The 24,836-nt window shown below is 73.6% G+C and carries 25 protein-coding genes; 21 read left to right on the top strand and 4 right to left on the bottom strand.

The genetic code is table 11. The features are described from left to right. Nucleotides 1–9: 9 nt before the first annotated feature. The 9 genes from ACI8AG_RS18670 to ACI8AG_RS18630 all read left to right on the top strand — a co-directional run bounded on the left by ACI8AG_RS18670 (nt 10) and on the right by ACI8AG_RS18630 (nt 8,449). Nucleotides 10–885, top strand: coding sequence for a branched-chain amino acid ABC transporter permease (locus ACI8AG_RS18670; protein ID WP_456591300.1), 876 nt, complete (start codon nt 10–12; stop codon nt 883–885). After that, on the top strand, nt 885–2,705 hold the full coding sequence (locus ACI8AG_RS18665; RefSeq protein WP_456598205.1) for a branched-chain amino acid ABC transporter ATP-binding protein/permease: 1,821 nt from the start codon (nt 885–887) through the stop codon (nt 2,703–2,705). The genes ACI8AG_RS18670 and ACI8AG_RS18665 overlap by 1 nt, the downstream gene beginning before the upstream one ends. After that, complete coding sequence (locus ACI8AG_RS18660) at nt 2,702–3,424, top strand: ABC transporter ATP-binding protein (protein WP_456598204.1); 723 nt, start codon at nt 2,702–2,704, stop codon at nt 3,422–3,424. Before ACI8AG_RS18665 ends, ACI8AG_RS18660 begins: the two co-directional genes overlap by 4 nt. 218 nt (nt 3,425–3,642) lie before the next feature. Continuing rightward, nucleotides 3,643–4,002 (top strand): histidine triad nucleotide-binding protein, encoded by a 360-nt coding sequence (locus ACI8AG_RS18655; RefSeq protein WP_456598203.1) that lies wholly within the window; start codon nt 3,643–3,645, stop codon nt 4,000–4,002. Nucleotides 4,003–4,063: 61 nt separating this feature from the next. Further along, on the top strand, nt 4,064–4,885 hold the full coding sequence (locus tag ACI8AG_RS18650) for an enoyl-CoA hydratase/isomerase family protein (RefSeq protein WP_456598202.1): 822 nt from the start codon (nt 4,064–4,066) through the stop codon (nt 4,883–4,885). 273 nt (nt 4,886–5,158) lie between these two features. Then, nucleotides 5,159–6,163, top strand: coding sequence for a PhoH family protein (locus tag ACI8AG_RS18645; RefSeq protein WP_456598201.1), 1,005 nt, complete (start codon nt 5,159–5,161; stop codon nt 6,161–6,163). 5 nt (nt 6,164–6,168) lie between these two features. Then, nucleotides 6,169–6,672 carry an rRNA maturation RNase YbeY gene (gene ybeY / locus ACI8AG_RS18640; RefSeq protein ID WP_456588907.1) on the top strand — a complete coding sequence of 168 codons (504 nt, stop codon included), beginning with the start codon at nt 6,169–6,171 and terminating at the stop codon, nt 6,670–6,672. After that, nucleotides 6,669–8,030: a hemolysin family protein gene (locus ACI8AG_RS18635; protein ID WP_456588908.1), complete on the top strand. Its 1,362-nt coding sequence runs from the start codon at nt 6,669–6,671 to the stop codon at nt 8,028–8,030. Before ybeY ends, ACI8AG_RS18635 begins: the two co-directional genes overlap by 4 nt. Nucleotides 8,031–8,116: 86 nt before the next feature. After that, nucleotides 8,117–8,449: a cytidine deaminase gene (locus ACI8AG_RS18630; protein ID WP_456598200.1), complete on the top strand. Its 333-nt coding sequence runs from the start codon at nt 8,117–8,119 to the stop codon at nt 8,447–8,449. Here the strand turns inward: ACI8AG_RS18630 and ACI8AG_RS18625 are convergent. Next, on the bottom strand, nt 8,446–9,033 hold the full coding sequence (locus ACI8AG_RS18625; RefSeq protein WP_456598199.1) for a hypothetical protein: 588 nt from the start codon (nt 9,031–9,033) through the stop codon (nt 8,446–8,448). The genes ACI8AG_RS18630 and ACI8AG_RS18625 overlap by 4 nt on opposite strands. 129 nt (nt 9,034–9,162) lie before the next feature. On the opposite strand from ACI8AG_RS18625, the gene ACI8AG_RS18620 reads away from it, so the two are divergent. The 9 genes from ACI8AG_RS18620 to ACI8AG_RS18580 all read left to right on the top strand — a co-directional run bounded on the left by ACI8AG_RS18620 (nt 9,163) and on the right by ACI8AG_RS18580 (nt 16,556). Further along, nucleotides 9,163–9,363 carry a hypothetical protein gene (locus ACI8AG_RS18620; RefSeq protein WP_456588911.1) on the top strand — a complete coding sequence of 67 codons (201 nt, stop codon included), beginning with the start codon at nt 9,163–9,165 and terminating at the stop codon, nt 9,361–9,363. Nucleotides 9,364–9,443: 80 nt separating this feature from the next. Then, on the top strand, nt 9,444–10,358 hold the full coding sequence (gene era, locus ACI8AG_RS18615) for a GTPase Era (protein ID WP_456588912.1): 915 nt from the start codon (nt 9,444–9,446) through the stop codon (nt 10,356–10,358). A 2-nt stretch (nt 10,359–10,360) separates the two neighbouring features. Further along, on the top strand, nt 10,361–11,152 hold the full coding sequence (recO, locus tag ACI8AG_RS18610) for a DNA repair protein RecO (protein WP_456598198.1): 792 nt from the start codon (nt 10,361–10,363) through the stop codon (nt 11,150–11,152). Next, the gene (locus ACI8AG_RS18605) at nt 11,142–11,906 is read left to right on the top strand and encodes an isoprenyl transferase (protein WP_456598197.1); all 765 of its coding nucleotides are present in this window, start codon (nt 11,142–11,144) and stop codon (nt 11,904–11,906) included. The genes recO and ACI8AG_RS18605 overlap by 11 nt, the downstream gene beginning before the upstream one ends. Before the next feature lie 72 nt (nt 11,907–11,978). Continuing rightward, nucleotides 11,979–12,836 (top strand): hypothetical protein, encoded by an 858-nt coding sequence (locus ACI8AG_RS18600; RefSeq protein WP_456598196.1) that lies wholly within the window; start codon nt 11,979–11,981, stop codon nt 12,834–12,836. A gap of 69 nt (nt 12,837–12,905) precedes the next feature. After that, nucleotides 12,906–13,181, top strand: a complete 276-nt coding sequence (locus ACI8AG_RS18595; protein WP_456598195.1) for an antibiotic biosynthesis monooxygenase family protein — start codon at nt 12,906–12,908, stop codon at nt 13,179–13,181. A gap of 23 nt (nt 13,182–13,204) precedes the next feature. Continuing rightward, nucleotides 13,205–13,585 carry an HNH endonuclease gene (locus ACI8AG_RS18590; protein WP_456598194.1) on the top strand — a complete coding sequence of 127 codons (381 nt, stop codon included), beginning with the start codon at nt 13,205–13,207 and terminating at the stop codon, nt 13,583–13,585. A gap of 72 nt (nt 13,586–13,657) precedes the next feature. Further along, complete coding sequence (locus ACI8AG_RS18585) at nt 13,658–15,055, top strand: glycine--tRNA ligase (protein ID WP_456598193.1); 1,398 nt, start codon at nt 13,658–13,660, stop codon at nt 15,053–15,055. A 49-nt stretch (nt 15,056–15,104) separates the two neighbouring features. Then, a complete protein-coding gene (locus ACI8AG_RS18580; RefSeq protein ID WP_456598192.1) occupies nt 15,105–16,556 on the top strand; it encodes an aldehyde dehydrogenase in 1,452 nt (483 codons plus the stop codon). Nucleotides 16,557–16,662: 106 nt separating this feature from the next. Here ACI8AG_RS18580 and ACI8AG_RS18575 read toward each other — a convergent pair whose 3' ends face one another. Then, on the bottom strand, nt 16,663–17,736 hold the full coding sequence (locus tag ACI8AG_RS18575) for a type IV toxin-antitoxin system AbiEi family antitoxin domain-containing protein (protein WP_456598191.1): 1,074 nt from the start codon (nt 17,734–17,736) through the stop codon (nt 16,663–16,665). Between the two features lie 222 nt (nt 17,737–17,958). On the opposite strand from ACI8AG_RS18575, the gene dusB reads away from it, so the two are divergent. The 3 genes from dusB (at nt 17,959) to ppdK (ending at nt 22,420) form a co-directional block, all read left to right on the top strand. Beyond that, nucleotides 17,959–19,122 (top strand): tRNA dihydrouridine synthase DusB, encoded by a 1,164-nt coding sequence (dusB, locus tag ACI8AG_RS18570; RefSeq protein WP_456598190.1) that lies wholly within the window; start codon nt 17,959–17,961, stop codon nt 19,120–19,122. Next, entirely contained in the window at nt 19,119–19,559 is a 441-nt protein-coding gene (locus ACI8AG_RS18565) for an Rv0361 family membrane protein (protein ID WP_456598189.1), read from the top strand. Before dusB ends, ACI8AG_RS18565 begins: the two co-directional genes overlap by 4 nt. 158 nt (nt 19,560–19,717) lie before the next feature. Then, nucleotides 19,718–22,420 (top strand): pyruvate, phosphate dikinase, encoded by a 2,703-nt coding sequence (gene ppdK, locus ACI8AG_RS18560; protein ID WP_456598188.1) that lies wholly within the window; start codon nt 19,718–19,720, stop codon nt 22,418–22,420. Between the two features lie 84 nt (nt 22,421–22,504). On the opposite strand, the gene ACI8AG_RS18555 is transcribed toward ppdK, so the two are convergent. Continuing rightward, nucleotides 22,505–23,377 carry a metal ABC transporter substrate-binding protein gene (locus ACI8AG_RS18555; protein WP_456598187.1) on the bottom strand — a complete coding sequence of 291 codons (873 nt, stop codon included), beginning with the start codon at nt 23,375–23,377 and terminating at the stop codon, nt 22,505–22,507. Continuing rightward, nucleotides 23,374–24,657 (bottom strand): zinc metallochaperone AztD, encoded by a 1,284-nt coding sequence (gene aztD / locus ACI8AG_RS18550; RefSeq protein ID WP_456598186.1) that lies wholly within the window; start codon nt 24,655–24,657, stop codon nt 23,374–23,376. Before aztD ends, ACI8AG_RS18555 begins: the two co-directional genes overlap by 4 nt. Nucleotides 24,658–24,836 lie beyond the last annotated feature (179 nt).

The following is a 24,836-nucleotide window of genomic DNA, read 5'->3' as shown; positions in this document are numbered from 1 at the left end:
GGCACCTCTGTGCAGCAGCTCCTGAACGGCATCTTCATCGGCTCCATCTACGCGTTGTTCGCCATCGGGTTCACGCTGGTCTTCGGCATCCTCGACCGGCTGAACCTCGCGCACCCCGCGGTCTTCGCGGCCTCCGCCTTCGTCGGCATCGAGCTGGTCGAGCGGGGCGGGCTGTCCCTCTGGGCCGCGCTGCCGATCGTCTTCGTCTTCGGCGCCGTCCTGGGGCTGGTGATCGAGCGGGTGGCGTTCCGGCCGCTCAAGGGCCGCGCCGACGCCCACTTCGCCGGGCTGATCTCCTCGATCGCGCTCGCCGGCATGCTGATCGCGCTGCTGCAGTGGCGCTACGGCCCGGACACCCGCCGATTCCCCCCGGGCTCGTTCCCCGACACCCGGTTCGAGGTGTTCGGCGCCCAGGTGACCCTCGTGCAGGTGGTCATCCTCGCGGTCTCCCTCGCCCTGATGGTGGCGCTGACCTACATGGTCACCCGCACCCGGCTGGGCCGGGGGATGCGCGCGGTCGCCGAGAACCCGACGGCGGCGCGGGTGCTCGGCGTGAACGTAGACCGGGTCACCGCGGTCACCTTCGCGATCTCCTCGGCGCTCGGCGCGGTCGCCGGCGTGCTGTTCGCGATCAACGTGAACACCGCCCAGCTGGGCATGGGCGCGGCCATCGAGCTCAAGGGGCTGGCAGTCATCATCGTCGGCGGCATGGGCTCGCTGCCCGGCGCCCTCATCGGCGGGCTGCTGCTGGGCCTGGCCGAGGTGTTCGCCGTCCAGTACATCGGCTCGTCGTGGGTGAACGTCATCGCCTTCGGCCTGCTGTTCGTGATCCTGCTGCTGCGCCCGCAGGGGCTGCTCGGCGCGCGGAAGGTCCGGGAGGTCTGATGCTGGGCCAGTACGCCACCACGCTCACCTTCATCGCCCTCGGGGCGATCTTCGCCTACTCCTTCTACGCCGTCCTGATCGCCGGGCAGCTGAGCCTCGGCCAGGCGGGCTTCGCCTCCCTCGCGGCGTTCTCCGGTGCCTACCTGTCACCCGCCGGCGCCGACGTCGGCGAGGTCCCCGCGCTGCTGATCGCCGTGGCGATCGGCATGTCCGTCGGCGCGCTCGGCGCCGTCGTCCTGGGCCTGCCGACCATGCACCTGCGCGGGGTCTTCCTGGCGATCGCCACCCTCGGGTTCGCCGAGGCCGTGCGCGTGGTCCTGCTCAACCAGGAGTGGACCGGCGGCGCGCAGGGCCTGGGGGTCCCCCGGGTCCTGACCGTCGGTATGGCCTGGACCGCGCTCGCGCTGGTCGCGTACTGGTTCTGGCGGATGGGGCGCTCGCGCTACGGCCGCGCGCTGGAGGCCATCCGGGAGGACGAGCTGGCCGCCCGCTCCATGGGCATCGACGTGGGGCGCCACCGGCTCGCGGCGTTCGTCACCGCGGGCGCGGTCGCCGGGTTGTACGGCGTCCTCTACGCCTACTACGTCCGGCTCATCGCCCCCAACGACTTCGACTTCACGGCGGCCGTGGAGGGACTGGTCACCGCGGTGGTCGGGGGATCCACGATGTTCCTCGGGCCGCTGCTGGGCAGCGGGTTCCAGACGATCGTCCCCGAGCTCCAGCGGGCGGTCGGCGTGGAGGCCGGCTGGATCCGGCCGTTCCTCGCCAGCCTGCTCCTGCTGGTCGTCATCCTCTTCCTGCCCGGTGGCCTGGCCAGCCTGATCCCGCGCCGGACCCGGATGCCCTCCGGCGGGGTCGACGACGACGCCACCGGTCTCGCCGCCCGTCGCCACCCGACGGCCGGGGAGCCGGTGGTCACCCTCGCCGGCCTGGGCAAGGAGTACGGCGGGGTGCACGCCGTCCGGGGCGTGGACCTGGAGATCCGGGCCGGCGAGGTCGTCGGCCTGATCGGCCCCAACGGAGCCGGCAAGACGACGCTGGTGAACATGATCAGCGGGCTGGTCCCACCCAGCTCCGGCAGTGCGACGGTGCTCGGGACGACGATCGGCGCCACGCCGGTGCACCGGATCGCGGCGGCGGGCGTGAGCCGCACGTTCCAGCACTCGAAGCTGTTCAACCGGCTGTCGGCGCTGGAGAACGTGCTGGTCGGGGCGCACCTGGTCAGCCGGCCGACCTTCCTGCGGCGGCTGCTCTGGTTGCCGTCGGCGCGGCGGGACGAGCGGGCCGCGCTGCGCCAGGCGGCCCGCTGCCTGGAGCGCGTCGGGCTCACCGAGCTCGCCGCCAGCCGGGCGGAGGCGCTCTCCTACGGCGACCAGCGCAGGCTCGAGATCGCCCGTGCGCTCGCCTCCGATCCCTCCCTGCTGATCCTCGACGAGCCGGCCGCGGGGATGAACCGCGTCGAGGCGGAGCGGCTGTCCGAGCTGATCCGGTCGCTGGCGCGGGACGGGCTGACCATCCTGTTCATCGAGCACAACGTCGGCATGGTCCTGAAGACCTGCACCCGGGTCGTGGTCCTCAACTTCGGCGAGGTGATCGCCAGCGGCGCGCCGGACCAGGTCGCGGCCGACCCGGTGGTCATCGAGGCATACCTGGGCTCGGCCGGGGACGACGACGGTGGTGGCTCGATCGCCGATGGCACCCAGGTGGACCCGACCGCGGCCGGCGACGACGCCGTGCCACCGGACGCCGTCGCCAACGTGCGACCAGGCGCCGCCGGCACCCTGGACACGCCCGACACCACCCCGGGGGATGCGAGATGAGCGATCCGATCCTCACCGTCGAGGACCTGCGGGTGACCTACGGACGGGTCGAGGCCGTCCGGGGTGTCAGCTTCCGAGCCGAGCGGGGCTCGCTGGTGACCCTCGTCGGGGCGAACGGGGCGGGCAAGTCCTCGGTCATCAACGCCGTCTCCGGCATGCTGCGGCCGGCAGGTGGGCGGATCACGTTCGAGGGCCAGGACATCACCCGCACCCCGGCGCACAAGCTGGTGGGGCGGGGCCTCGTGCAGGTGCCCGAGGGCCGGCAGATCCTCGCCACGCTCACCATCGAGGAGAACCTCCAGATGGGCACGTGGCACTCCGGGACCAGCGGCGCGCGCTCCGTCGACGCGATGTACGACCGGTTCCCGGTGCTGGCCGAGCGCCGGGCGCTGCCGGCCGGAGCGCTCTCCGGCGGCGAGCAGCAGATGCTCGCCATCGCCCGTGCCCTGGTGGCCGGGCCGACGGTCATGCTCATGGACGAGCCGTCGATGGGGCTGGCGCCCAAGATCGTCGACGAGGTCTTCCGCGTCATCGAGGAGATCCGCGCCTCGGGCACCACGGTGGTGCTGGTGGAGCAGAACGCCCGCCGGGCGCTGCGCGCCGCCGACCACGGGTACGTGCTCCAGAGCGGGGAGGTGGTGCACTCGGGGCCGGCCGACGAGCTGCTCGCCGACGAGCGGATCGTGCAGGCGTACCTCGGGGTCGAGAGCGGCGGCTGACGGCCGACGCGCTGGAACGGCCCCCGTGCCGGGTCCCGCCGCGAGCGCAGCGAGTGGTGGGGAGCAGGTGACGTCCTGGAACGGCCCCCGTGCCGGGTCCCGCCGCGAGCGCAGCGAGTGGTGGGGAGCAGGTGACGTCCTGGAACGGCCCCCGTGCCGGGTCCCGCCGCGAGCGCAGCGAGTGGTGGGGAGCACGGGGGTCCTCCTAGGGTCGGGGCGTGACCGACTGCCTGTTCTGCCGCATGGTCGCCGGCGAGATCCCCGCCGACGTCGTCCACGAGACCGACCGGGTGCTCGCCTTCCGCGACATCAACCCGCAGGCCCCGACCCACGTGCTCGTCATCCCCAAGGAGCACCACGCGACCGTCGGTGCTCTGGTGGCGGCCGACCCGGCCCTGCTCGGCGAGGTGGTCGCCGGGGCGCACGCGGTGGCCACCCGGGAGGGCCTGGTGACCGACGGCGGTGCCGCACCCGGCTACCGCCTCGTCACCAACACCGGTCCGCAGGCCGGGCAGAGCGTCCACCACGTCCACCTGCACGTCCTGGGTGGCCGCGACCTCGGCTGGCCGCCCGGCTGAGCAGCCGCCCTCCCGGACGGCCGTCGCTGCGGCCCGCGGGGTGGGCTGAGAGGGTGAGGGCATGGCCGATCCCACCGCACCCCTCTGCGTCGAGCGCGACGGTGACGTCGCCGTCGTCGTCCTGGACAACCCGCCGCTGAACCTGTTCGACGCCGCGACCTTCGACGCGATGGAGACGGTGGCGGGCGAGCTGGTCGCGCTGACCGATCCGTCCCGGGCCGACCGGGCCCGTGCGGTGCTGGTCGAGGCGCGCGGCAAGGTCGTCTCGGGCGGGGTGGACGTCACCTATTTCCGCGACATCGCCGAGGGGCCGGAGCCGGCGGAGCGCGGCGGTGAGCTGTGGGCCCGGCTGCTGCGCGTGGCCAACGCCTTCGAGGACCTCCCGGTGCCCACCGTCTTCGCCGCCCACGGGCTCTGCCTGACCGCGGCCTTCGAGCTGGCGCTCTCCTGCGACATCCTGCTGGCGGCGGAGAAGGCGTCGTTCGGGCTCGTGGAGATCGTCGTCGGGCTCACCCCGTCGATGGGCGGCCCGCAGCGGCTGGCCGAGCGGGCGGGGCCGGCCCGGGCCAAGGAGCTGATCTACACGGGGGAGCGCTACCCGGCCGCCGTCCTGGAGCGCTGGAACGTCGTCAACCGGGTGCTGCCCGACGAGGGCTTCGCCGAGGCGGCGCGGGAGTACGCCCGCCGCGTCGCGGCCGGCCCCACCGTGGCGCACGCGGCGACCAAGCGGCTGGCCACCGTCGCCGTCCGCGAGGGCGCCCGCGCCGCCGACGCCCTGGTGCCGGAGATCTCCGGTCCGCTCTTCGCCACCGAGGACCTCCGCGGCGCCGTCGCCTCGTTCCTCACCGAGGGCCCGGGCAAGGCGACCTACCGGGGGCGCTGACCCCTTCGGGCGAGCCGGGGTTCGGGGGTCCGGGCGCGGGTAGAGTCGAACGGTCACCAGTGCGGGTCCCCCCCGCACTTCGCCGTCGCAGGAAGGCAGGGTCGAGGGTTCTTGCCCGACACCTCCCCGAACGTCCCCGTGCCAGGTGCTCCCACGTCGCGTGAGGCCTCGGCGCAGGCCGCCACGGCGGACGGCACGCTCGTCGCTCCGTCCGCCGCGCCCGCCGGTACGCCGGCAGGCGCCGTCCCCCCGCCCGTGCGGGCCACCATCGCCGTGCCCGACGGCGTGTCCATGGTCTCCCTGCTCGGCTCGGGCGACGAGCTGCTCCGGCTCGTGGAGGCAGAGCTCGCCGCCGACGTGCACGTGCGCGGCAACGAGATCGCCGTCACCGGGCAGCCGGCCGACAACGCCTTCGCCGTCCGGGTCTTCGACGAGCTGATCGCCCTGCTCGGCACCGGCCAGGTGCTCCGGCCCGACTCGGTGCGCCGGGTCATCGGCATGCTCAAGGCCGGCGGCGCCGAGCGCCCCGCCGACGTGCTGAGCTTGGACATCATCAGCCGGCGCGGCCGCACCATCCGGCCGAAGACGCTGAACCAGAAGCGCTACGTCGACGCGATCGACGAGCACACGATCGTCTTCGGCATCGGCCCGGCGGGTACCGGCAAGACCTACCTGGCGATGGCCAAGGCGGTGCAGGCCCTCACGACCAAGCAGGTCAACCGGATCATCCTGACCCGCCCCGCCGTCGAGGCGGGTGAGCGGCTGGGCTACCTGCCCGGCACGCTCTCGGAGAAGATCGACCCCTACCTGCGGCCGCTGTACGACGCGCTGCACGACATGGTCGACCCGGAGTCGATCCCGCGGCTGATGCAGGCGGGCACGATCGAGGTCGCCCCGCTGGCCTACATGCGTGGCCGGACGCTGAACGACGCGTTCGTCATCCTCGACGAGGCGCAGAACACCACCGCCGAGCAGATGAAGATGTTCCTCACCCGGCTCGGCTTCGGTTCCAAGATCGTCGTCACCGGTGACGTCACGCAGGTCGACCTGCCCGGTGGTGCGCAGAGCGGGCTGAAGATCGTCCGCGAGATCCTCGACGGCATCGAGGACGTGCACTTCGCCAACCTGAGCAGCTCCGACGTCGTCCGCCACCGGCTGGTCGGCAACATCGTCGACGCGTACGAGCGCTGGGACGCGACCCGTCAGTCACCCACCAGCCGATCGGCCGCCGGCGCGCCACCGGTCCGCACCTCCCGACCGCGCCGGCAGGGGAGCTGACCGCCGTGCCCGTCGAGGTGTCCAACGAGTCCGAGATCGCCGTGGACGAGGCCGAGCTGGCCGGTGTCTGCCGCTTCGTGCTCGGCGAGATGAAGATCAACCAGATGGCCGAGCTCTCGGTGCTCTGCGTCGACCCCGACTACATGAGCAGCCTGCACGAGCGGTGGATGGGCGAGAAGGGCCCCACCGACGTGCTGGCCTTCCCGATGGACGAGTTCGACGGCGGCCGGCCCGACGACCCCGAGCCGGGGCCCGCGCTGCTCGGCGACATCGTGCTGTGCCCCGCGGTCGCCGTCCGGCAGGCCCGGGCCGCCGGGCACTCGATGGACGACGAGCTGGTGCTGCTGGCCACCCACGGCGTTCTCCACCTGTTGGGCTACGACCACATGGAGCCCGACGAGGAGAAGGAGATGTTCGGCCTCCAGACGAAGCTCATCGACGCCTGGCGGGCGGCCCCCCGTGAGCCGGTGACGGGCGCGCCGACGGGTCAGGAGACCGGTTCCCGATGAGTACCGGCGCGATCACCACCCTGGTGATCGCCATCTGCCTGGTTCCGCTCGCCGGCCTGTTCGGCGCGATGGAGGCGGCTCTCCAGCGGGTCTCCAAGGCCCGCGTCGAGGAGCTGCGCCGGGACGGGGTGAAGCGCGCGGCGGCGCTGGAGGAGATCGTCGCCGAGCGGGCGCGGCACGTCTCGCTGCTCCTGCTGCTGCGGATCGTCTGCGAGATGGTCTCCGCGGTCATCGTGGCGCTGCTCTTCTTCGACCTGTGGGACAGCACGCTGCAGGCGGTCCTGGCCGCCGCAGGGGTCATGACGGTGGTCAGCTACGTGCTCGTCGGCGTCGGGCCGCGCACCCTCGGCCGCCAGCACGCCTACGGGACGGCGCTGGCCTCCGCCGGGGTCGTCCGGCTGCTGGGCCGGGTGCTCGGGCCCGTGGCGAGCCTGCTGATCCTGGTCGGCAACGCGATCACCCCCGGGCGCGGCTTCCGGGACGGCCCGTTCTCCTCGGAGGTCGAGCTGCGCGAGCTGGTCGACATGGCCGAGGAGCGCGGCGTCGTCGAGTCCGGCGAGCGGAACATGATCCACTCGGTGTTCGAGCTGGGTGACACGATCGCCCGCGAGGTCATGGTCCCGCGCACCGACGTCGTCTGGATAGAGCGCACCAAGACGGTGCGCCAGGCGCTGGCGCTGGCGCTGCGCAGCGGCTTCAGCCGGATCCCGGTGATCGGCGAGAACGTCGACGACGTGGTCGGCGTGGTCTACCTCAAGGATCTGGTCCGCCGGTCGCAGAACCTGCCGGACCGCAGCGGGCCCAAGGTCGAGGAACTGATGCGCCCGCCGACGTTCGTGCCGGAGTCCAAGCCGGTCGACGAGCTGCTGCGGGACATGCAGGCGCAGCGAATCCACATCGCGATCGTGGTCGACGAGTACGGCGGGTTCGCCGGCCTGGTCACCATCGAGGACATCCTGGAGGAGATCGTCGGGGAGATCGCCGACGAGCACGACGCCTTCCAGCGGCCGGAGATCGAGCAGCTGGAGGACGGCTCGGCGCGGGTCACCGCCCGGCTGCCGGTGCAGGACCTCGCCCAGGTGTTCCCCGGGGTGGAGCTGCCCGAGGACGACGACGTGGAGACCGTCGGCGGGCTGCTCGCCCGCGAGCTGGGGCGGGTGCCGATCGAGGGGGCGGCGGCCGAGGTCGGGGGACTGCGGCTGGTCGCCGAGAGCACCGGTGGGCGGCGCAACCGCATCGACACCCTGCTGGTCTGCCGGCTGCCCGAGCCGTCGGAGGACGGCGAGGAGGCCGCCGACGAGCAGCAGCCCTCGGGTGCCACCCGGGCGGAGCAGCCGGCGGGCGTGGTGGAAGGCTGAAGAAGGACCCTCCCACCCCCCACTGCTCGCAGGCTCGCACCGGGCGCCTGTGAGAGGGCCGGACCGACCGGTAGGAGACTGATTCGGTGGCTGATCTGCACCCCGAGGACGCGAAGCTCGTCACGCTCGCCCGGTCGGCGCGGGCGCGCGCCGGTGCGACCGAGGGCGCCGCGGTGCGCGACACCGACGGCCGAACCTACGTCGCGGCGAGCGTGGCGCTGCCCTCGCTGACCCTCACCGCGCTCCAGGCCGCCGTCGCGGCCGCCGTCTCCAGCGGGGTCGAGGGGCTGGAGGCCGCCGTCGTCGTCTCCGCGGCCGAGGCCGTGGAGCCGGCCGGGCTGGCCGCCGTCCGCGACCTCACCGCCGGTGCCCCCGTGCACCTGGCCGGCCCGGACGGCGTCCTGCGCAGCTCGGTCTAGCGGGTCAGCGGGACCCCGAGCGCGTCGGCGAACGCCGCCGGGTCGCGCACCCACAGGGTGAGCGCCTGCTCGCCGTCGTCGCCCAGGTACCGGACGGCGACCCGGCTGCGCCCCGGCCACCACCCGCCGCGCTTCTCCGGCCGGGGCCAGTCCGACGGGGCGGGGCCGACGCGTACCTCCTGCACCAGCGCGGACGGGACGACGGCTTCCGGATCGGTGCGGCTCCCGGCCACGTCGAACGACAGCCCGTGGTCGGAGACGGTCACCCGGCGGGTGTTCAGCAGGTACACCGCCAGGCCGGCGAGGAGCGCCAGCGGCAGCTCCTCGCGGACGGCCGGCCAGCCGCCGACCCAGCCGAACAGGCCGAGCCACAGGACGACGACGAGCACGGCGGCGCCGGCCGCGAACGGACCTCCGGGCCGGTACTGCCAGTAGCGCAGCGGCGCGGGGACGACGGTCGCCGAGCGCTTCGGGCCCCAGCCGGCCACGAACCGGTGGCCGCGCACCTGCTCGACGTGCAGCCGCCGGGCGCGGTCCGCCGCCGCCCGGGGTGGGCGCGACCGGTTCCGCTGACGTCCTGGCACGCCCCCGATCATCCCAGCCGGCCGATCGCCGGCGTCCGCGGTGTGCCGGCCGGACGCTGGCAGGTTCCTTGCGCACGCAGTCGTTCCCGCCGCTTCCGCCGCGGGCGGGGAGCGCCGAGGGTCGACGGTGTGGCGACGCTGCTCTTCCTGCTCCTCCTGGTGCTCGTCCTGCGGTCGCTGGGGCGGCCGGCGGGCGGGGACCGCCGGGAGCCGGCGGACTCCTGGTCCGCGGCGGGCCGGCGGCTGGCCGGGGACGTCCTGGCGGGCGTGCGCGTCCTCGGCCGGCTCGACGCCGCCCGCCGTGACCGGATCGGCCGCCCCTGGTCCTGACGGGGCATCCGGGGATCGCGGCGCCGCGCGTCGGACTCCGCCGCGCGGCGTTGTCGGTCGCCGGTGGGAGACTTGCCCGCGTGACCGACCCTGACCAGCCGTACCGCAGTGGCTTCGTCGCGCTGGTCGGGCGTCCCAACGCCGGCAAGACCACGCTGACCAACGCGATGGTCGGCGAGAAGGTCGGCATCGTCAGCAACCGCCCGCAGACCACCCGGCACGCCATCCGCGGCGTCGTCCACCGGCCCGGCGGCCAGGTCGTGCTGGTCGACACCCCGGGCCTGCACAAGCCCAAGAGCCTGCTCGGCCGCCGGCTCAACGACGTCGTCCGCGACACCCTCTCCGACGTCGACGTGGTCGTCTTCTGCGTCCCGGCCGACCAGCCCGTCGGCACCGGGGACCGGTTCATCGCCCGCCAGCTGCAGGAGGTGAAGGCCCCGATCGTGCTCGTGGTGACGAAGACCGACGCCACGGGCAAGAAGCAGGTCGCCGAGCAGCTCATGGCGGCCAGCCAGCTGGTCGAGGCCGCCGAGGTGGTGCCCGTGAGCGCGGTGAAGGGCGAACAGGTCGAGCTCCTGGAGGACCTGCTGATCGGCCTGCTGCCCGAGGGGCCGCCGCTGTACCCGGAGGAGCAGACCACCGACGAGGACACCGAGCGCCAGCTGGCCGAGCTGGTCCGGGAAGCCGCGCTGGAGAAGGTGTTCCAGGAGGTGCCGCACTCCCTGGCGGTGACGATCGAGGAGCTGCACCGCCGCCCCGACCCGAAGTCCCCCGGGCGCGAGCTGGTCGAGGTGCACGCGCTGTTGCACTGCGAGCGGCCCAGCCAGAAGCCCATGCTGCTGGGCAAGGGTGGCTCGATCATCAAGGCGATAGGCACCGAGGCCCGCCAGGGCATGGAGACGCTGCTGGACGCCCGCGTGCACCTGGAGCTGCACGTCACCGTCCTCGGGGAGTGGCAGGACGACCCGAAGAAGCTCAACCGGCTGGGGTACTGAGCATGAGCGCGCACACCCCGAAGGCGCTCTACCGGGACGAGGGCATCGTCCTGCGCACCCAGAAGCTGGGTGAGGCCGACCGGATCGTCACCGTGCTCACCCGCCGGCACGGCAAGGTGCGGGCGGTGGCCAAGGGCGTGCGCCGCACCAAGAGCAAGTTCGGGGCCCGCCTCGAGCCGTTCACCCACGTCGACCTGCAGCTCTACACCGGCCGCAACCTCGACATCGTCAGCCAGGCCGAGTCGATCCGGTCCTACGGCCAGGAGGTCGTGGCCGACTACCCGGCCTACACCGCCGGCACCGCCGTCCTGGAGACGGCCGACCGGCTCACCGCGGAGGAGAAGGAGCCCTCGCTGCGGCTGTTCCTGCTGGTGGTGGGCGCGCTGCGGGCGCTGGGGGAGCGGGCGCACCCCGCGCCGCTGGTGCTCGACGCGTTCCTGCTGCGGGCGATGTCGGTGGCCGGGTGGGAGCCCGCGCTCGCGGAGTGCGCCCGCTGCGGCGAGGCCGGACCGCACCGGCACTTCTCGGTGCCCGCCGGCGGCACCGTCTGCCCGGCCTGCCGACCCACCGGCTCGGCGATGCCCAGCCCGGTCACCGTCGAGCTGCTCGACGCGCTGCTCACCGGCGACTGGACCCGGGCCGAGGCCAGCCAGGGCATCAACCGGCGGGAGGGCAGCGGGCTGGTCGCCGCGCTGCTGCAGTGGCACCTGGAGCGCGGGCTGCGCTCGCTGCCGTTGGTGGACCGGACCGAGTCGGCGACCCGCCGGGAGATGAGCCTGCTGCATGAGGCGTGAGGTGAAGGCGCCGAATCCGCACCCGTCCGGCGCGCGCCCGCCGCAGCTGCCGAAGGACAAGGTCCCGCGGCACATCGCACTCGTCATGGACGGCAACGGCCGGTGGGCCAAGCAGCGCGGGCTGCCCCGCACCGCCGGGCACGAGGCGGGGGAGTCCTCGCTCTTCGACTGCGTGGAGGGCGCGATCGAGCTGGGGGTGAAGGCGATCAGCGCCTACGCCTTCTCCACCGAGAACTGGCGGCGCAGCCCCGAGGAGGTCCGCTTCCTCATGGGCTTCAACCGCGACGTGATCCGCCGGCGCCGCGACGAGATGCACGAGCTCGGGGTGCGGGTGCGCTGGGCGGGGCGGCGTCCGCGGCTGTGGCGCAGCGTCATCAAGGAGCTCGAGATCGCCGAGGAGCTCACGAAGGACAACGACGTCCTGACCCTGACCATGTGCGTCAACTACGGCGGCCGCGCCGAGATCGCCGACGCCGCCGCGGCGATCGGCCGCGAGGTCGCGGCCGGGCGGCTCAACCCCGACAAGATCGACGAGTCCACCGTCGCCCGGTTCCTCGACGAGCCGGACATGGAGGACGTCGACCTGTTCGTGCGCAGCTCGGGGGAGAACCGCACCAGCAACTTCCTGCTGTGGCAGTCGGCCTACGCCGAGTTCGTCTTCCTCGACACGCTGTGGCCCGACTTCGACCGCCGGCACCTGTGGGCCGCGTGCGAGGAGTTCGCCTCCCGGCAGCGCCGATTCGGTTCCGCCTGACGCCATGCGGCCGTACCGTTTCCGCTCAGCCGGGCAGCCCGCCGGCCGCGGCGCCGAGCGGAAGCGGAGACGATGACCCACCCCTCGACCGGTGACCAGCCCGCCGGCCCACCCGACCCGGCCGGCCGGCCGGGACCCGGTCCGGCCGACGGCTCCGGGGCGACGGCCTGGACGCCGCCGACCGGGCCCTTCCCGGCCGCCCCGGTGCCGGGCGAGAGCGGCGGGTGGCCGCCGCCCTACGGGCAGCAGCCCCCAGGCCAGCAGCACTGGCACGGTGGGCCACCACCGTCCGGACCACCGCCCTACGGCCCGCCCCCGTACGGCGGGCCCGGGGTGCCGCCGGCCGACCGCCCGCGGAAGCGCACGCTGCTCCCGTGGCTGATCGGTGCCGCGGTGCTGCTGATCGCCGGTCTCGGCTTCCTGCTGGTCGGCCTGCTGCGCGGGGACGACGCCGAACGGCGCAGCGCCGAGCAGCCGGCGGGCGGGACCAGCGGGCCTGCCACGCAGCCGAGCCGGTCCCCGTCGGCGCCCCTCGGCGGAACGGGTCAGCTGCCCGGGGGCGCGCGGGGAGCCGAGCCCGTTCCCGCGCAGGAGGGCCGGTACGCCGGCTCGGGCGACGTCGCCCTCGCCTGGGTGGAGGCGATGGGCCAGGGCGACTTCCAGAACGCGTTCGACCTCTCCTGCGTGGAGGTCCAGGAGGGGGCGGTCGTCGCCGCGGCCGGGGGCGACCCGGCGCAGGTGCTGGGCGACTACTTCTACAGCGTCACCCTCGGCGGCCAGGGCTTCACCAGCGGGACCTTCGACGGGGTCGAGCACCAGGCGGAGTCCGCCACCGACCTGGCCTCGTTCACCCTGGAGCTCGACGACGGCGAACCCTTCCTGCTGCTGGTCCACGTCGGCGCCGACGGGACGGTCTGCGACTTCCGCTGACCCGCGGGGTGCCGACCCGGCGGGACGATGACGGAGGATGCCGGGCGTGGACCGGACGGGGGAGCGCGCATGTTCGCGGTGACACGGCTGCGGGTGACCGCGGACGAGGCGGGCGCGCTCGCCGACGCGGTGGCCGGGCTGCTGGCGGCGCTCGCGGCCCGGCCCGGCTTCCGCGGCGGCGAGCTGGGCCGGGCCGCCGACGACCCGACCCTCTGGGCGCTGGTGACCCGCTGGGACGGGGTCGGCGCCTACCGGCGGGGTCTCTCCGCGGCCGAGGTCAAGGTCGCCGGAGCGCCGGTCTGGGTGCACGCCCTCGACGAGCCGGGCGCCTACCTCACCGACTGACGGGCAGCGCCTACGGTTCGGCCGTGGTCAGCCGCACCCGCACCGCCCGGTACGCCCGTCGGCGCAAGCGCCGCATGGACGCCGTCGAGCACGACCTCACCGATGCCCAGTGGGCTGCGCTCTCGCACGCCTGGGGCGGGTGCGCGTACTGCGGAGCCGCCGGGCCCCTGCAGCGCGACTGCGTGCTCCCGATCTCTCGGGGCGGGCGGTACACGTTCGGCAACGTCGTCCCGGCCTGCGGCCCCTGCAACGCCAGCAAGTGCAACGACGAGGTCACCGGCTGGCTGCGGCGCAAGCGGCTGGACGAGCGGGCCTTCCTCGTGCGGCACGCCGAGATCCGGGCCTCGCTCGCGCTGCTGTTCTGCCCGGAGACGCCCGGGCGACCGGATGCGGCCACCGACTGAGAGCGCCGCACGACCGGCCAACTACCGTGGGTAGGTCAACCGCCGACCGCCAGCCGGATGGAGCCTCTCCGCGTGAGCACCGCCAAGCACGACGCCGCCCGCCTCGACAAGGTCGTCAACCTCTGCAAGCGACGGGGCTTCGTGTTCCCGTCCGGGGAGATCTACGGCGGCACGCGCTCCGCCTGGGACTACGGCCCGCTGGGCGTCGAGCTCAAGGAGAACATCAAGCGCCAGTGGTGGCGCACCGTCGTGCAGAGCCGCGACGACATCGTCGGCCTGGACTCCTCGGTGATCCTGCCGCGCCAGACGTGGGTCGCCTCCGGCCACGTCGGGGTCTTCACCGACCCGCTGACCGAGTGCCAGAGCTGCCACAAGCGGTTCCGCGCCGACCACCTCGAGGAGGAGTTCGAGGCGAAGAAGGGCCGGGCCCCGGAGAACGGGCTGGCCGACATCGCCTGCCCGAACTGCGGCACGAAGGGCGCGTGGACCGAGCCGCGCGACTTCAACATGATGCTCAAGACCTACCTCGGCCCGGTCGAGGACGAGTCGGGGCTGCACTACCTGCGCCCGGAGACCGCGCAGGGCATCTTCGTGAACTTCGCCAACGTCATGGGCGCCGCGCGCAAGAAGCCCCCGTTCGGCATCGGCCAGATCGGCAAGTCGTTCCGCAACGAGATCACCCCGGGCAACTTCATCTTCCGCACCCGCGAGTTCGAGCAGATGGAGATGGAGTTCTTCGTCGAGCCGGGCACCGACGAGGAGTGGCACCAGTACTGGATCGACGAGCGCACCCGCTGGTACACCGACCTGGGCATCTCCCCGGACAACCTGCGGCACTACGAGCACGCGAAGGAGAAGCTGTCGCACTACTCGAAGCGCACCGTCGACATCGAGTACCGCTTCGGCTTCCAGGGCTCGGAGTGGGGTGAGCTGGAGGGGATCGCGAACCGCACCGACTTCGACCTGTCCACGCACACCCAGCACTCGGGCACCGACCTGTCCTACTTCGACCAGGCCAGCAACACCCGCTGGACGCCGTACGTCATCGAGCCGGCGGCCGGGCTCACCCGCTCGCTCATGGCGTTCCTCGTCGAGGCCTACACCGAGGACGAGGCGCCGAACGCCAAGGGCGGCGTCGACACCCGCACGGTGCTCAAGCTCGACCCGCGCCTGGCGCCGGTGAAGGCCGCCGTCCTGCCGCTGTCGCGCAACGCCGACCTCTCGCCCAAGGCCCGCGACCTGGCCGCTGCGCTGCGGCGGAACTGGAACGTGGACTTCGACGACGCCGGCGCCATCGGCCGTCGGTACCGGCGCCAGGACGAGGTCGGGACGCCGTTCTGCCTCACCGTCGACTTCGACACCCTCGAGGACCAGGCCGTGACCATCCGGGAGCGCGACTCGATGAGCCAGGAGCGCGTCGCGCTGGACCAGGTCGAGTCCTACCTCGCGGCCCGGCTCCCCGGCTGCTGACCGACGCCGGAGGCCCCCTCACCCCGCGACCCAGTAGGAGGAGTTCCCCGTGTTCGAGACCAGCCTGCTCATCGGTGACGAGAAGCGGACGGCCACCAGCGGCCGGACCTTCGACCGCGCCAACCCCGTGAGCGGCGAGGCCGTGACGCGCTCGCCGGCCGCCGGGGTGGAGGACGCCGTCCGGGCCGTCGACGCCGCGGCATCAGCCTTCCAGAAGTGGGCGGCGACGACGCCGGGCGAGCGCCGGCGGCTGCTGCTGAAGGCTGCCGACCTCCTCGAGGCGAACACCGACCGCTTCGTCGAGCGGATGGCCGCCGAGTGCGGCGCGACCGCGGGCTGGGGGCACTTCAACGTCCACCTCGCCGCGGGCATGCTGCGGGAGGCCGCGGGTCTCACCACGCACGTGGGCGGGCAGGTGATCCCCTCGGACGTCCCCGGCAGCCTGAGCATGGGCATCCGCCAGCCGGCGGGCGTGGTGATCGGCATCGCGCCGTGGAACGCGCCGGTCATCCTGTCGACCCGCGCGGTGGCCTTCCCGCTCGCCGCCGGCAACACCGTCGTCCTCAAGTGCTCGGAGCTCTCGCCGGCCACGCACATGCTGCTCGGGGAGATCCTGATCGAGGCCGGCCTCGGCGACGGCGTCGTCAACGTCATCACCGTGGCCCCGGAGGACGCCGCCGAGGTGACCGAGGCGATGGTGGCCCACCCGGCGGTCCGCCGGCTCAACTTCACCGGCTCCACCCGGGTCGGCCGCATCATCGGCGAGGTCTGCGCGCGCCACCTCGTGCCGGCACTGCTCGAGCTGGGGGGCAAGAACCCGCTCCTGGTCCTCGACGACGCCGACATCGACGCCGCCGTCCAGGGGGCGACCTTCGGCGGCTTCGTCAACCAGGGCCACGTCTGCATGTCGACCGACAAGATCATCGTCGACGAGTCGATCGCCGAGGAGTTCGTCGCGAAGCTGGTCGCCCGGGTGGAGTCGCTGCCGATCGGCGATCCGCGCACGGGCGACGTCGTCCTCGGCTCGGTCATCGGCACGAGCACCGTCGAGCACATCCAGCGGCTGGTGGACGACGCCGTCGCCAAGGGCGCGAAGGTGCGGACCAAGGGCGAGCCGCAGGGCACGATCATGCCCGGCGTGGTGCTCGACCACGTCACGCCGGACATGGAGATCTTCCACGAGGAGATCTTCGGCCCGGCCGTCACGATCACCCGGGTCGCGAGCGAGGAGGAGGCGGTCGCCGCGGCCAACGACAGCGCCTACGGGCTGTCGGCCGCCGTCTTCACACGCGACGCCGCACGCGGGTTCCAGGTCGCCCGGCGGATCGAGTCCGGCATCTGCCACATCAACGCGCCCACCGTGCACGACGAGGCGCAGATGCCCTTCGGTGGTGTGAAGGACAGTGGGTACGGGCGGTTCGGTGGGCTCGCCGGCATCGAGGCCTTCACCGAGCTGCGCTGGATCAGCATGCAGGTGGAGCCGCGCGTCTACCCGTTCTGAGCTCGTGTCGTCCCACCGGTGAAGCCGGTCGGCCGTGCGGCGGGTCAACCCGCACGGCCGACCGGTGCGCCGCGCCACGGCGCGGCTTCCGGGGCGCCGGTGCGGCTCAACCCGGTCGGCCGACGCCGTCCTCGACCCGGGCGAGCCATCCGTCGTCCCCAGCGTCGTGACCGCGCGCGCGGCCCGCGGGCCGCGGCACCGCCAGGAACTCCCGCACCTCGGGGCCGGGGACGGCGAGCAGCCGCCGTGCCGACCGGTCCAGTCGTCGACGCCCCCCGTTGAGGTCCTCGTACAAGACTCGGAGGAACCGCACCCCGACCGAGCGGAGCAGATCCTCCCGGCGCTTCTCCTCCCACAGCTCCTGCTCCGCGGTGCGGCCGAACTGCGGTCGGCGGTACTTGATCCGGCCGTCGAACTCCACCGCCACCGCGGCCCCGGGGTACCAGCCGTCGACCACCTTCACCAGCTGACCGTCGACACGCAGCTCCACCTGCGGTACGAACGGCGGCAGCCCGAGCGCGGCGAACGTCAGCCGGCCGCAGGTCTCCAGCCACGACTCGGCCCGGCCGTCGGCGAGGCCCAGCGCGCGGCCGGCACGCGGGATCCCGGGCACGTTCACCTGCCGGTCGATGACGCGGCGCACGTCGTCGTGGGTCGTCAGGCCGCGCAGCAGGGCGGCGTCGACGGCGGCGACGGCGTGGATCTCCGGCCAGGCCCTGGCGACGTCGACCAGCGTGCGTGCCACCGTCGTCACCCGGTAGGCGCCGCGGACGGTGACGTCGTCGTCGGGCAGCGCAGCCCGGGTCATCAGCCAGCCGCGTCCCCGGCGCCAGTGGTGCGGATCGGTCAGGTGCACGGCGACCGGAGCCGGGAACGGGCGGGGCAGCCCCCACACCCAGGCCGCGCTGTCCCGGCTGAGGACGGCGGACGGTCGGGCCAGGGCGGTCGTGACGGCCAGCGCCTCCAGGCCCGGTCGACGATCGGTGCGCTCCACCTCGGCGAGGTCCGCGGCGCTGACGAAGACACCGGTGCGCAGTCGCACCCACGCGCCCGTGCGGGTCGCCGTCCGGACTTCGCGCGCGGTCACGCCTCGAGCGGCGAGGTCGGCGGTGGTGAAGATGCCCAGGCGCCGCCGTGCGGGTTCGTCGACGGCGAGCGGGACGTGCAGGTGCGTGGTCACGGGACGACCGTCGGGCAGCCAGCCATGTCCGGGACGCGCCCCGCCCGATCTGTGGACCGGCGCCGGCCTGGGGACGGCGTGCGGCTCGAGTCGCGCCGCCGACCGTCGACCCGGGTCGTGGCGCGGCTGGACGGGCGACCAGGCGGCTCGAGCCTGCTGGCGGCTCACCCGGCCGGGCGGCGGAGGTCCGAGTGACGGCGGTCGCCGCCTACTCTGGGTGCCGTGACCGCCACGCTCGAGCCGACGACGACGGCGCCCCTGCCGCCGCTGCGGCTGGGTGCGCTGACCGTCGACCCCGCCGTCGTCCTCGCGCCCATGGCCGGCATCACCAACCCGGCCTTCCGCACGCTGTGCCGTGAGTTCGGGGCCGGCCTCTACGTCTGCGAGATGATCACCACGCGGGCGCTGGTCGAGCGGAACGACAAGACGCTGCGGATGATCCACGCGACCGCCGACGAGAAGGACGCCTTCTCCGTCCAGCTGTACGGCGTCGACCCGGCGACCGTCGGCCGCGCCGTGGAGATGCTCGTCGACGAGGGCGTCGCCGGCACCCGACCGGCGCACATCGACCTGAACTTCGGTTGCCCGGTGCCGAAGGTGACCCGCAAGGGCGGCGGCTCGGCGCTGCCGTGGCACCGCGTGCTGCTGCGGGACATCGTCCGGGAGGCCGTGCGCGCCGCGAAGGACGTGCCGGTCACCATCAAGACCCGCATCGGCATCGACGCCGACCACGTCACCTACCTCGACGCCGGCCGCATCGCCCAGGACGAGGGCGCCGCGGCGATCACGCTGCACGGCCGGACCGCCGACCAGCTCTACAGCGGCACCGCCGACTGGGCACCGATCGCGCGGCTCGTAGAGGCCGTCGACATCCCGGTGCTCGGCAACGGCGACATCTGGGAGGCCGACGACGCGCTGCGCATGGTCGCCGAGACCGGCTGCGCCGGCGTCGTGATCGGCCGCGGCTGCCTGGGGCGGCCCTGGCTGTTCGGCGACCTCGCCGCCGCCTTCGCGGGGCAGGCGCGGCGAGCGCTGCCGACGTTCCGCGAGGTCGCGGCGATCATGCACCGGCACGCCACGCTGCTGGCCGAGGAGCACGGCGAGCGCCACGGCTGCAGCGACTTCCGCAAGCACGTCGCCTGGTACCTCAAGGGCTTCTCCGTGGGCGGGGACGTGCGCCGGGCGCTGGCGATGGTCAGCAGCCTCGACGAGCTGGCCGGGCTGCTCGCGGGCATCCCCGACCAGCCGTACCCGACCGCCGTCCTCGGTGCGCCGCGCGGCCGGACGAGCACCCCCCGCCCCGTCGCCCTTCCCGAGGGCTGGCTCGCCGACCGGGACGACCCCCGCCCACCCGTGGGCGCAGAACTGGAGACGAGCGGCGGATGATGCAGGGCCCCTTCCTCTACGACGACGACCCCGCGCCGCTGCACACCGGCACGCCGCGCGCCCGGCAGGGCTGGCTGATCGGCGGCCTGGTGGGCACCGTGGTGGTGGCCGTCGGCATGGTCGGCGTCCTGTACCTGGTCCGGGGCGGGCCCGCCGACCAGGCCACCGAGGTAACCGGGGTGTTCCTGGCGGCGCTCGCGAACGGGGACACCGAGACGGCGTACGGGCTGCTGTGCGAGGACGAGCGCGGTCGGCTGGACGCCACCGGCATGGAGGCCGAGTACTCGCGCCCGGGGGACGCCGAGATCGTCGAGGTCGAGGACGACCCGGGCGAGGGCGCCCGGGTGCAGCAGGTGACCGTCCGCTGGGACGACGGCGGATCGGCACAGCTCGCCGTGGTCAACGAGGACGGCCCGCGCATCTGCGGGATCGACTGACCCCGACCGGCGCCACCGCGGCCAGGGCTCGCGCCGGCTGCCCTTGTACGCCAGGATCGACGGACGTCGGCGGGGTGGACGTTTAGGACGTCTGCTCCGCGCGGCATTGTCTCCTCTGGCGGATCGGCCCCGGAGGGCTGACGGATGCGGAGGTACGGGTGGCTGACGGGAAGTGGGTCTACGACTTCAGCGAGGGCAGCAGGGACCAGAAGGACCTGCTCGGCGGCAAGGGCGCCAACCTGGCCGAGATGACCAACCTGGGTCTGCCCGTGCCGCCCGGCTTCACCATCACCACGGACGCCTGCCGGTACTACCTGGAGCACGGGAGCACCCCGCCGGAGCTGGACGAGCAGGTCAGCGGGCACCTGGCGGCGCTGGAGAAGTCGATGGGGAAGACCCTCGGCGATCCGGTCGACCCGCTGCTGGTGTCGGTCCGGTCCGGTGCCGCGGCGAGCATGCCGGGGATGATGGAGACGGTCCTGAACGTCGGCCTCAACGACGACTCCGTCCAGGGTCTGGTGGCGCAGTCGGGGAGCGAGCGCTTCGCCTGGGACTCCTACCGCCGGCTGATCCAGATGTTCGGCAAGACCGTGCTGGGCATCGACGGCGCGCTCTTCGACGACGCCCTCGACGCGGCCAAGGAGGAGCAGGGCACCGATCTGGACCTGGATCTCGACGCCGAGCACCTGCGCGACGTCGTCGTCCGGTTCAAGGCCATCGTGCGCGAGCACACCGGCCAGGACTTCCCGCAGGACCCGCGGGAGCAGATGGATCTCGCGATCAACGCCGTCTTCGACTCCTGGAACTCCGACCGGGCGATCATCTACCGCCGTCGCGAGCGCATCCCCAGCGACGCCGGCACCGCGGTGAACGTCTGCGCCATGGTGTTCGGCAACCTGGGCATGGACTCCGGCACCGGCGTGGCGTTCACCCGCGACCCGGGCAGCGGCGAGCAAGGCGTGTACGGGGACTACCTGCAGAACGCGCAGGGGGAGGACGTCGTCGCCGGCATCCGCAACACCGTGCCGCTGGCGGACCTGGAGACCATAGACAAGGGCGCCTACGACGAGCTGATGGCAACGATGTCGCGGCTGGAGTCGCACTACCGCGACCTCTGCGACATCGAGTTCACCATCGAGCGCAACAAGCTCTGGATGCTGCAGACCCGTGTCGGCAAGCGGACGGCGGGGGCGGCGTTCCGCATCGCGACCCAGCTGGTCGACGAGGGGCTCATCGACATGGACGAGGCGGTCCGCCGGGTCACCGGTGACCAGCTCGCCCAGCTGATGTTCCCGCGGTTCATCTCCGGGGGCGACGCCCAGCAGCTGACCCAGGGGATGAACGCCTCACCCGGTGCGGCCGTCGGCCGGGCCGTGTTCAGCTCGGAGGCAGCGGCGCAGTGGGCCGACCGGGGCGAGAAGGTCGTGCTCGTCCGCCGGGAGACCAATCCCGACGACCTCTCCGGCATGATCGCCGCCGAGGGCGTGCTGACCAGCCGCGGCGGCAAGACCTCGCACGCCGCCGTCGTCGCCCGGGGCATGGGCAAGACCTGCGTCTGCGGCGCCGAGGAGCTGCAGGTCGACACGAAGGGCAAGCGGTTCACCGCCCCCGACGGCACCGTCGTCCGCGAGGGCGACGTCATCTCCATCGACGGCTCCACCGGCAAGGTCTGGCTCGGGGAGGTGCCGGTGGAGCCGTCGGCGGTGGTCCGCTACTTCGAGGGTGAGATCGACCCGGCGTCCGACGACGCGGACGACCTGGTGAGGAGCGTCCACCGGATCCTGAGCCATGCCGACGAGAAGCGGCGGCTCGACGTCCGCACCAACGCCGACACCCCCGAGGACTCCGCCCGTGCCCGGCGGTTCGGCGCCCAGGGGATCGGCCTGTGCCGGACCGAGCACATGTTCCTCGGCAGCGACCGCCGGAAGCTGGTCGAGAAGCTGATCCTGGCCGACGGCGACGAGGAACGGCAGGCCGCCCTGGACGCCCTGGAGCCGCTGCAGAAGCAGGACTTCCTGGAGATCTTCGAGGCGATGGACGGGCTGCCGGTCACCGTTCGGCTGCTGGACCCTCCGCTGCACGAGTTCCTCCCCGACCTCACCGAGCTGTCGGTACGGGTCGCGCTGGCCGAGGAGCGCGGCGAACCCGACGAGGGCAATCTGCGGCTGCTGACCGCGGTCCGCCGCCTGCACGAGTCCAACCCGATGCTGGGCCTGCGGGGCGTGCGGCTCGGTCTGGTGGTGCCCGGGCTGTTCGCCATGCAGGTGCGGGCCATCGCCGAGGCCGCCTGCGAGCGGAAGCAGGCCGGGGGCGATCCGCGGCCGGAGATCATGATCCCGCTGGTGGGGGCGGTGCAGGAGCTGGAGGCCATCCGCGAGGAGTCCGAGCGGGTGCTCGCCGAGGTCTGCGAGGAGTGCGGCATCGACCTGCGGCCGCTCATCGGCACCATGATCGAGGTGCCCCGCGCGGCGCTGACCGCCGGCGAGATCGCCGAGCACGCCGAGTTCTTCTCGTTCGGCACCAACGACCTCACCCAGATGACGTGGGGCTTCTCCCGCGACGACGTCGAGGCCGCGTTCTTCCACCAGTACCTGGACAAGGGGATCTTCGGCATCTCGCCGTTCGAGTCGCTGGACCGGGACGGCGTCGGCCGGCTGGTGCGGATCGGCGCCGAGAGCGGCCGGGCGGCCCGGCCCGATCTCAAGCTCGGCATCTGCGGCGAGCACGGGGGCGACCCCGACTCGGTGCACTTCTTCCACGAGGTCGGCCTGGACTACGTCTCCTGCTCGCCGTTCCGGGTGCCGGTGGCCAGGCTCGAGGCCGGGCGTGCCGCGCTCGGCGGAGGGCGCGCGGGCGCCTGAGAGAGGATCCCGGAGCCCCCGCGCCTCGCGAGCTCGGCCCGGGCCCCTGCACGGCGGCTGCGGTGCAGGGGCCCGGGCTCGCCGTCAGCCGTCGCAGGCGAGCCCGCGACGCAGCGCCGCCAGGTTGGCCGCCATGAGCTCGGGATAGGTCTCCTCCGCCTGCACCCGCTCGACCGGGTGCAGCACGTCGGTGGCCAGCCCCAGGTCGCCCGCGAGGGTCCGGGCGACGCGGTCCCCGGCGGTGGCCTCGAAGAAGATCGTCCGGGCGCCGGTGCCGGTGACCTCCTCCGCGACCTGCCGCAACCGGGTGGGCGAGGGCTCGACGTGCGGGTCCAGCCCCGCCACCCCGACCTGCCGCAGGCCGTACCGGTCGGCGAGGTAGCCGAACGCCTCGTGCGAGGCGAGCAGGGTGGCCCCACGACAGGGCGCGAGGGTGTCGGCGTACTCCCGGTCGATCTCCTGGAGCGCGGCCGCCAGCCGTTCGGCGCCTTCTCGGTAGGCGCCGGCGTGACCGGGGTCCGCCTCGGCGAACTCGCCCGCGAGGCGGTGACCGAGGTCGGCGAGGCGGGTGGGGTCGAGCCAGAAGTGCGGATCGGCACCCCGGTCCGCCAGGGCGGCGGCGTCGACGACGTCCCCGGGGCGCTCCTGCTCGAGGACGGCGTCGACCGCCGGCTGCAGGCCGCCCGACTGGTGGACCACGACGTCGGCCTCGGCGAGAACCGCGACGTCCCGGGGCGCCGGTTCCAGCCGGTGGCTGTCCCCGCCGGGTGGGACCAGGTTGGTGACCTCCACGTGCGGTCCGCCTACCTCCTCGCTCACGTACGCGAGGGGGTAGGAGGTGACCACGACGTCCAGCCGTGCGTCGTCGGCGCCGTTCGCCGCGTCCCCGCAGCCGGCCAGGGCGGCGAGCAGGCCGGCCGCGACGAGGCCGGCCGGCAGGGCCGCCGGCCGGATCACTCGCCCTGCTCGTCGTGCTCGTGGTCCTCCTCGTGCGCACCGTGCGCCTCGACGTCCCCGGAGACGCCGGCGAGCTCGTTGGGCGTGACCTCCAGCTGCGCCGACTTCCACACCTCGCCGCCCTCGACGTCGACGGCGTGGATCTCCCGGGTGGCGGGCTCGGTCACGTAGGCCATGCCGTCGACGAAGACCTGCGGGTGCGGGTCCTGCCAGTTCTCCGACTCCTCCCACGGCCCGGTGACCGGGATGGAGTTCGTGACGGTGCCGGACACCGGGTCGATGACCTGCAGCGCGCCGTCGTAGGTCAGGACCAGCCCCTCGCCGTTCGGCCCGCGGCCGAAGGAGCGGTACCAGTAGGGCGCCGGCAGGTCGACCAGGCGCAGCTGCGCGGTGGTGGTGTCGATCAGCGCCACGGTGCTGGAGCGGTCCTCCGCACTGCGCTCGTAGTCACCGAGCACGATCGGTGAGCTCTCGGTGCCGAACTGGTTGCCGATGCGGCCGTAGTCGTCGGGGCTGTCGATCTTCACCAGCTCGCCGCCGGCGTACAGGACGGCGCCGTCCTGGCAGCCGATGACGACCGCCTCCTCGGCGGCCACCGTCTCGCCGTGCACGGCGGGGCAGTCGTCCCGGGCGGCGATCTCGTCCCCGTCCGCGTCGAGGATGCGCACGCCGGAGCGCTCCTCCTCCGTGCCGTCGGAGACGAGCATCGTGCCGTCCTCGAGCTCCACCGCGACGCCGTGGTGGGCCGCCGGCGTGGCGAATTCGCGCACCTCGCGGTCCGGGTCGGCGAGGTCGGCGCTGTCGAACGCGGTGACCAGCCCGGTGCCGTCGTCGAACAGCACGGTCCGCCCGGCGTGGGCGACGACGTGCCCGGGCTTCTCGGCGGGGAGGACGACGTCGGTCAGCTCCGGGTCGGCGGCGTAGTAGTGCTCGTGGTCGCCGTGCGGCTCGGCCCAGGCTCCGCCGTCGAGCAGGCGGAAGCCCTGCTGCGTCGACACCAGGAAGTGGCGGCCGTCGCCGGCGGCGTCGAGCCGGTTGAAGCCTTCGAGCGGCTCGTCGGCGAGCACCTCGAGCGTCTCGCCGTGCAGGACCAGGAGGCCGCCGTCGTAGGTCAGGGCCAGGCGCGGCGAGCTGGCGCCCAGCTCCGCCGGGCCGGTCGCGGTCGGCGCGCTGCTGGCAGACGCCGGCCCACCGCCGTCGGTCGACGCGCAGCCGGTGGCCAGGGCGAGGGGTACGGCGGCCGCCAGGGCGGCGGCGCGGAGGGAGGGGAGGGGAGGCACGGGTGCTCCTGTCGTTCGGGGATCGGACGACGTGACCGTACCCATAACGAGAATCATTCTCATATAGGGGTGTGCGTGGACGCGCCTCGCCCGTGGTGCGGTCGCGGGGCGCCGGCAGCGCGGCGAGCCGCCGCGCGCGACGCGAGGCGGCGCGCCGGTGCCCCGTCCCGGGCCGCCGC

The sequence above is a fragment of the Blastococcus sp. SYSU DS0552 genome (genome assembly GCF_054050815.1).
Note: the sequence above shows the minus strand (reverse complement) of the source record. Positions and strands in the feature narration are given on the sequence as shown.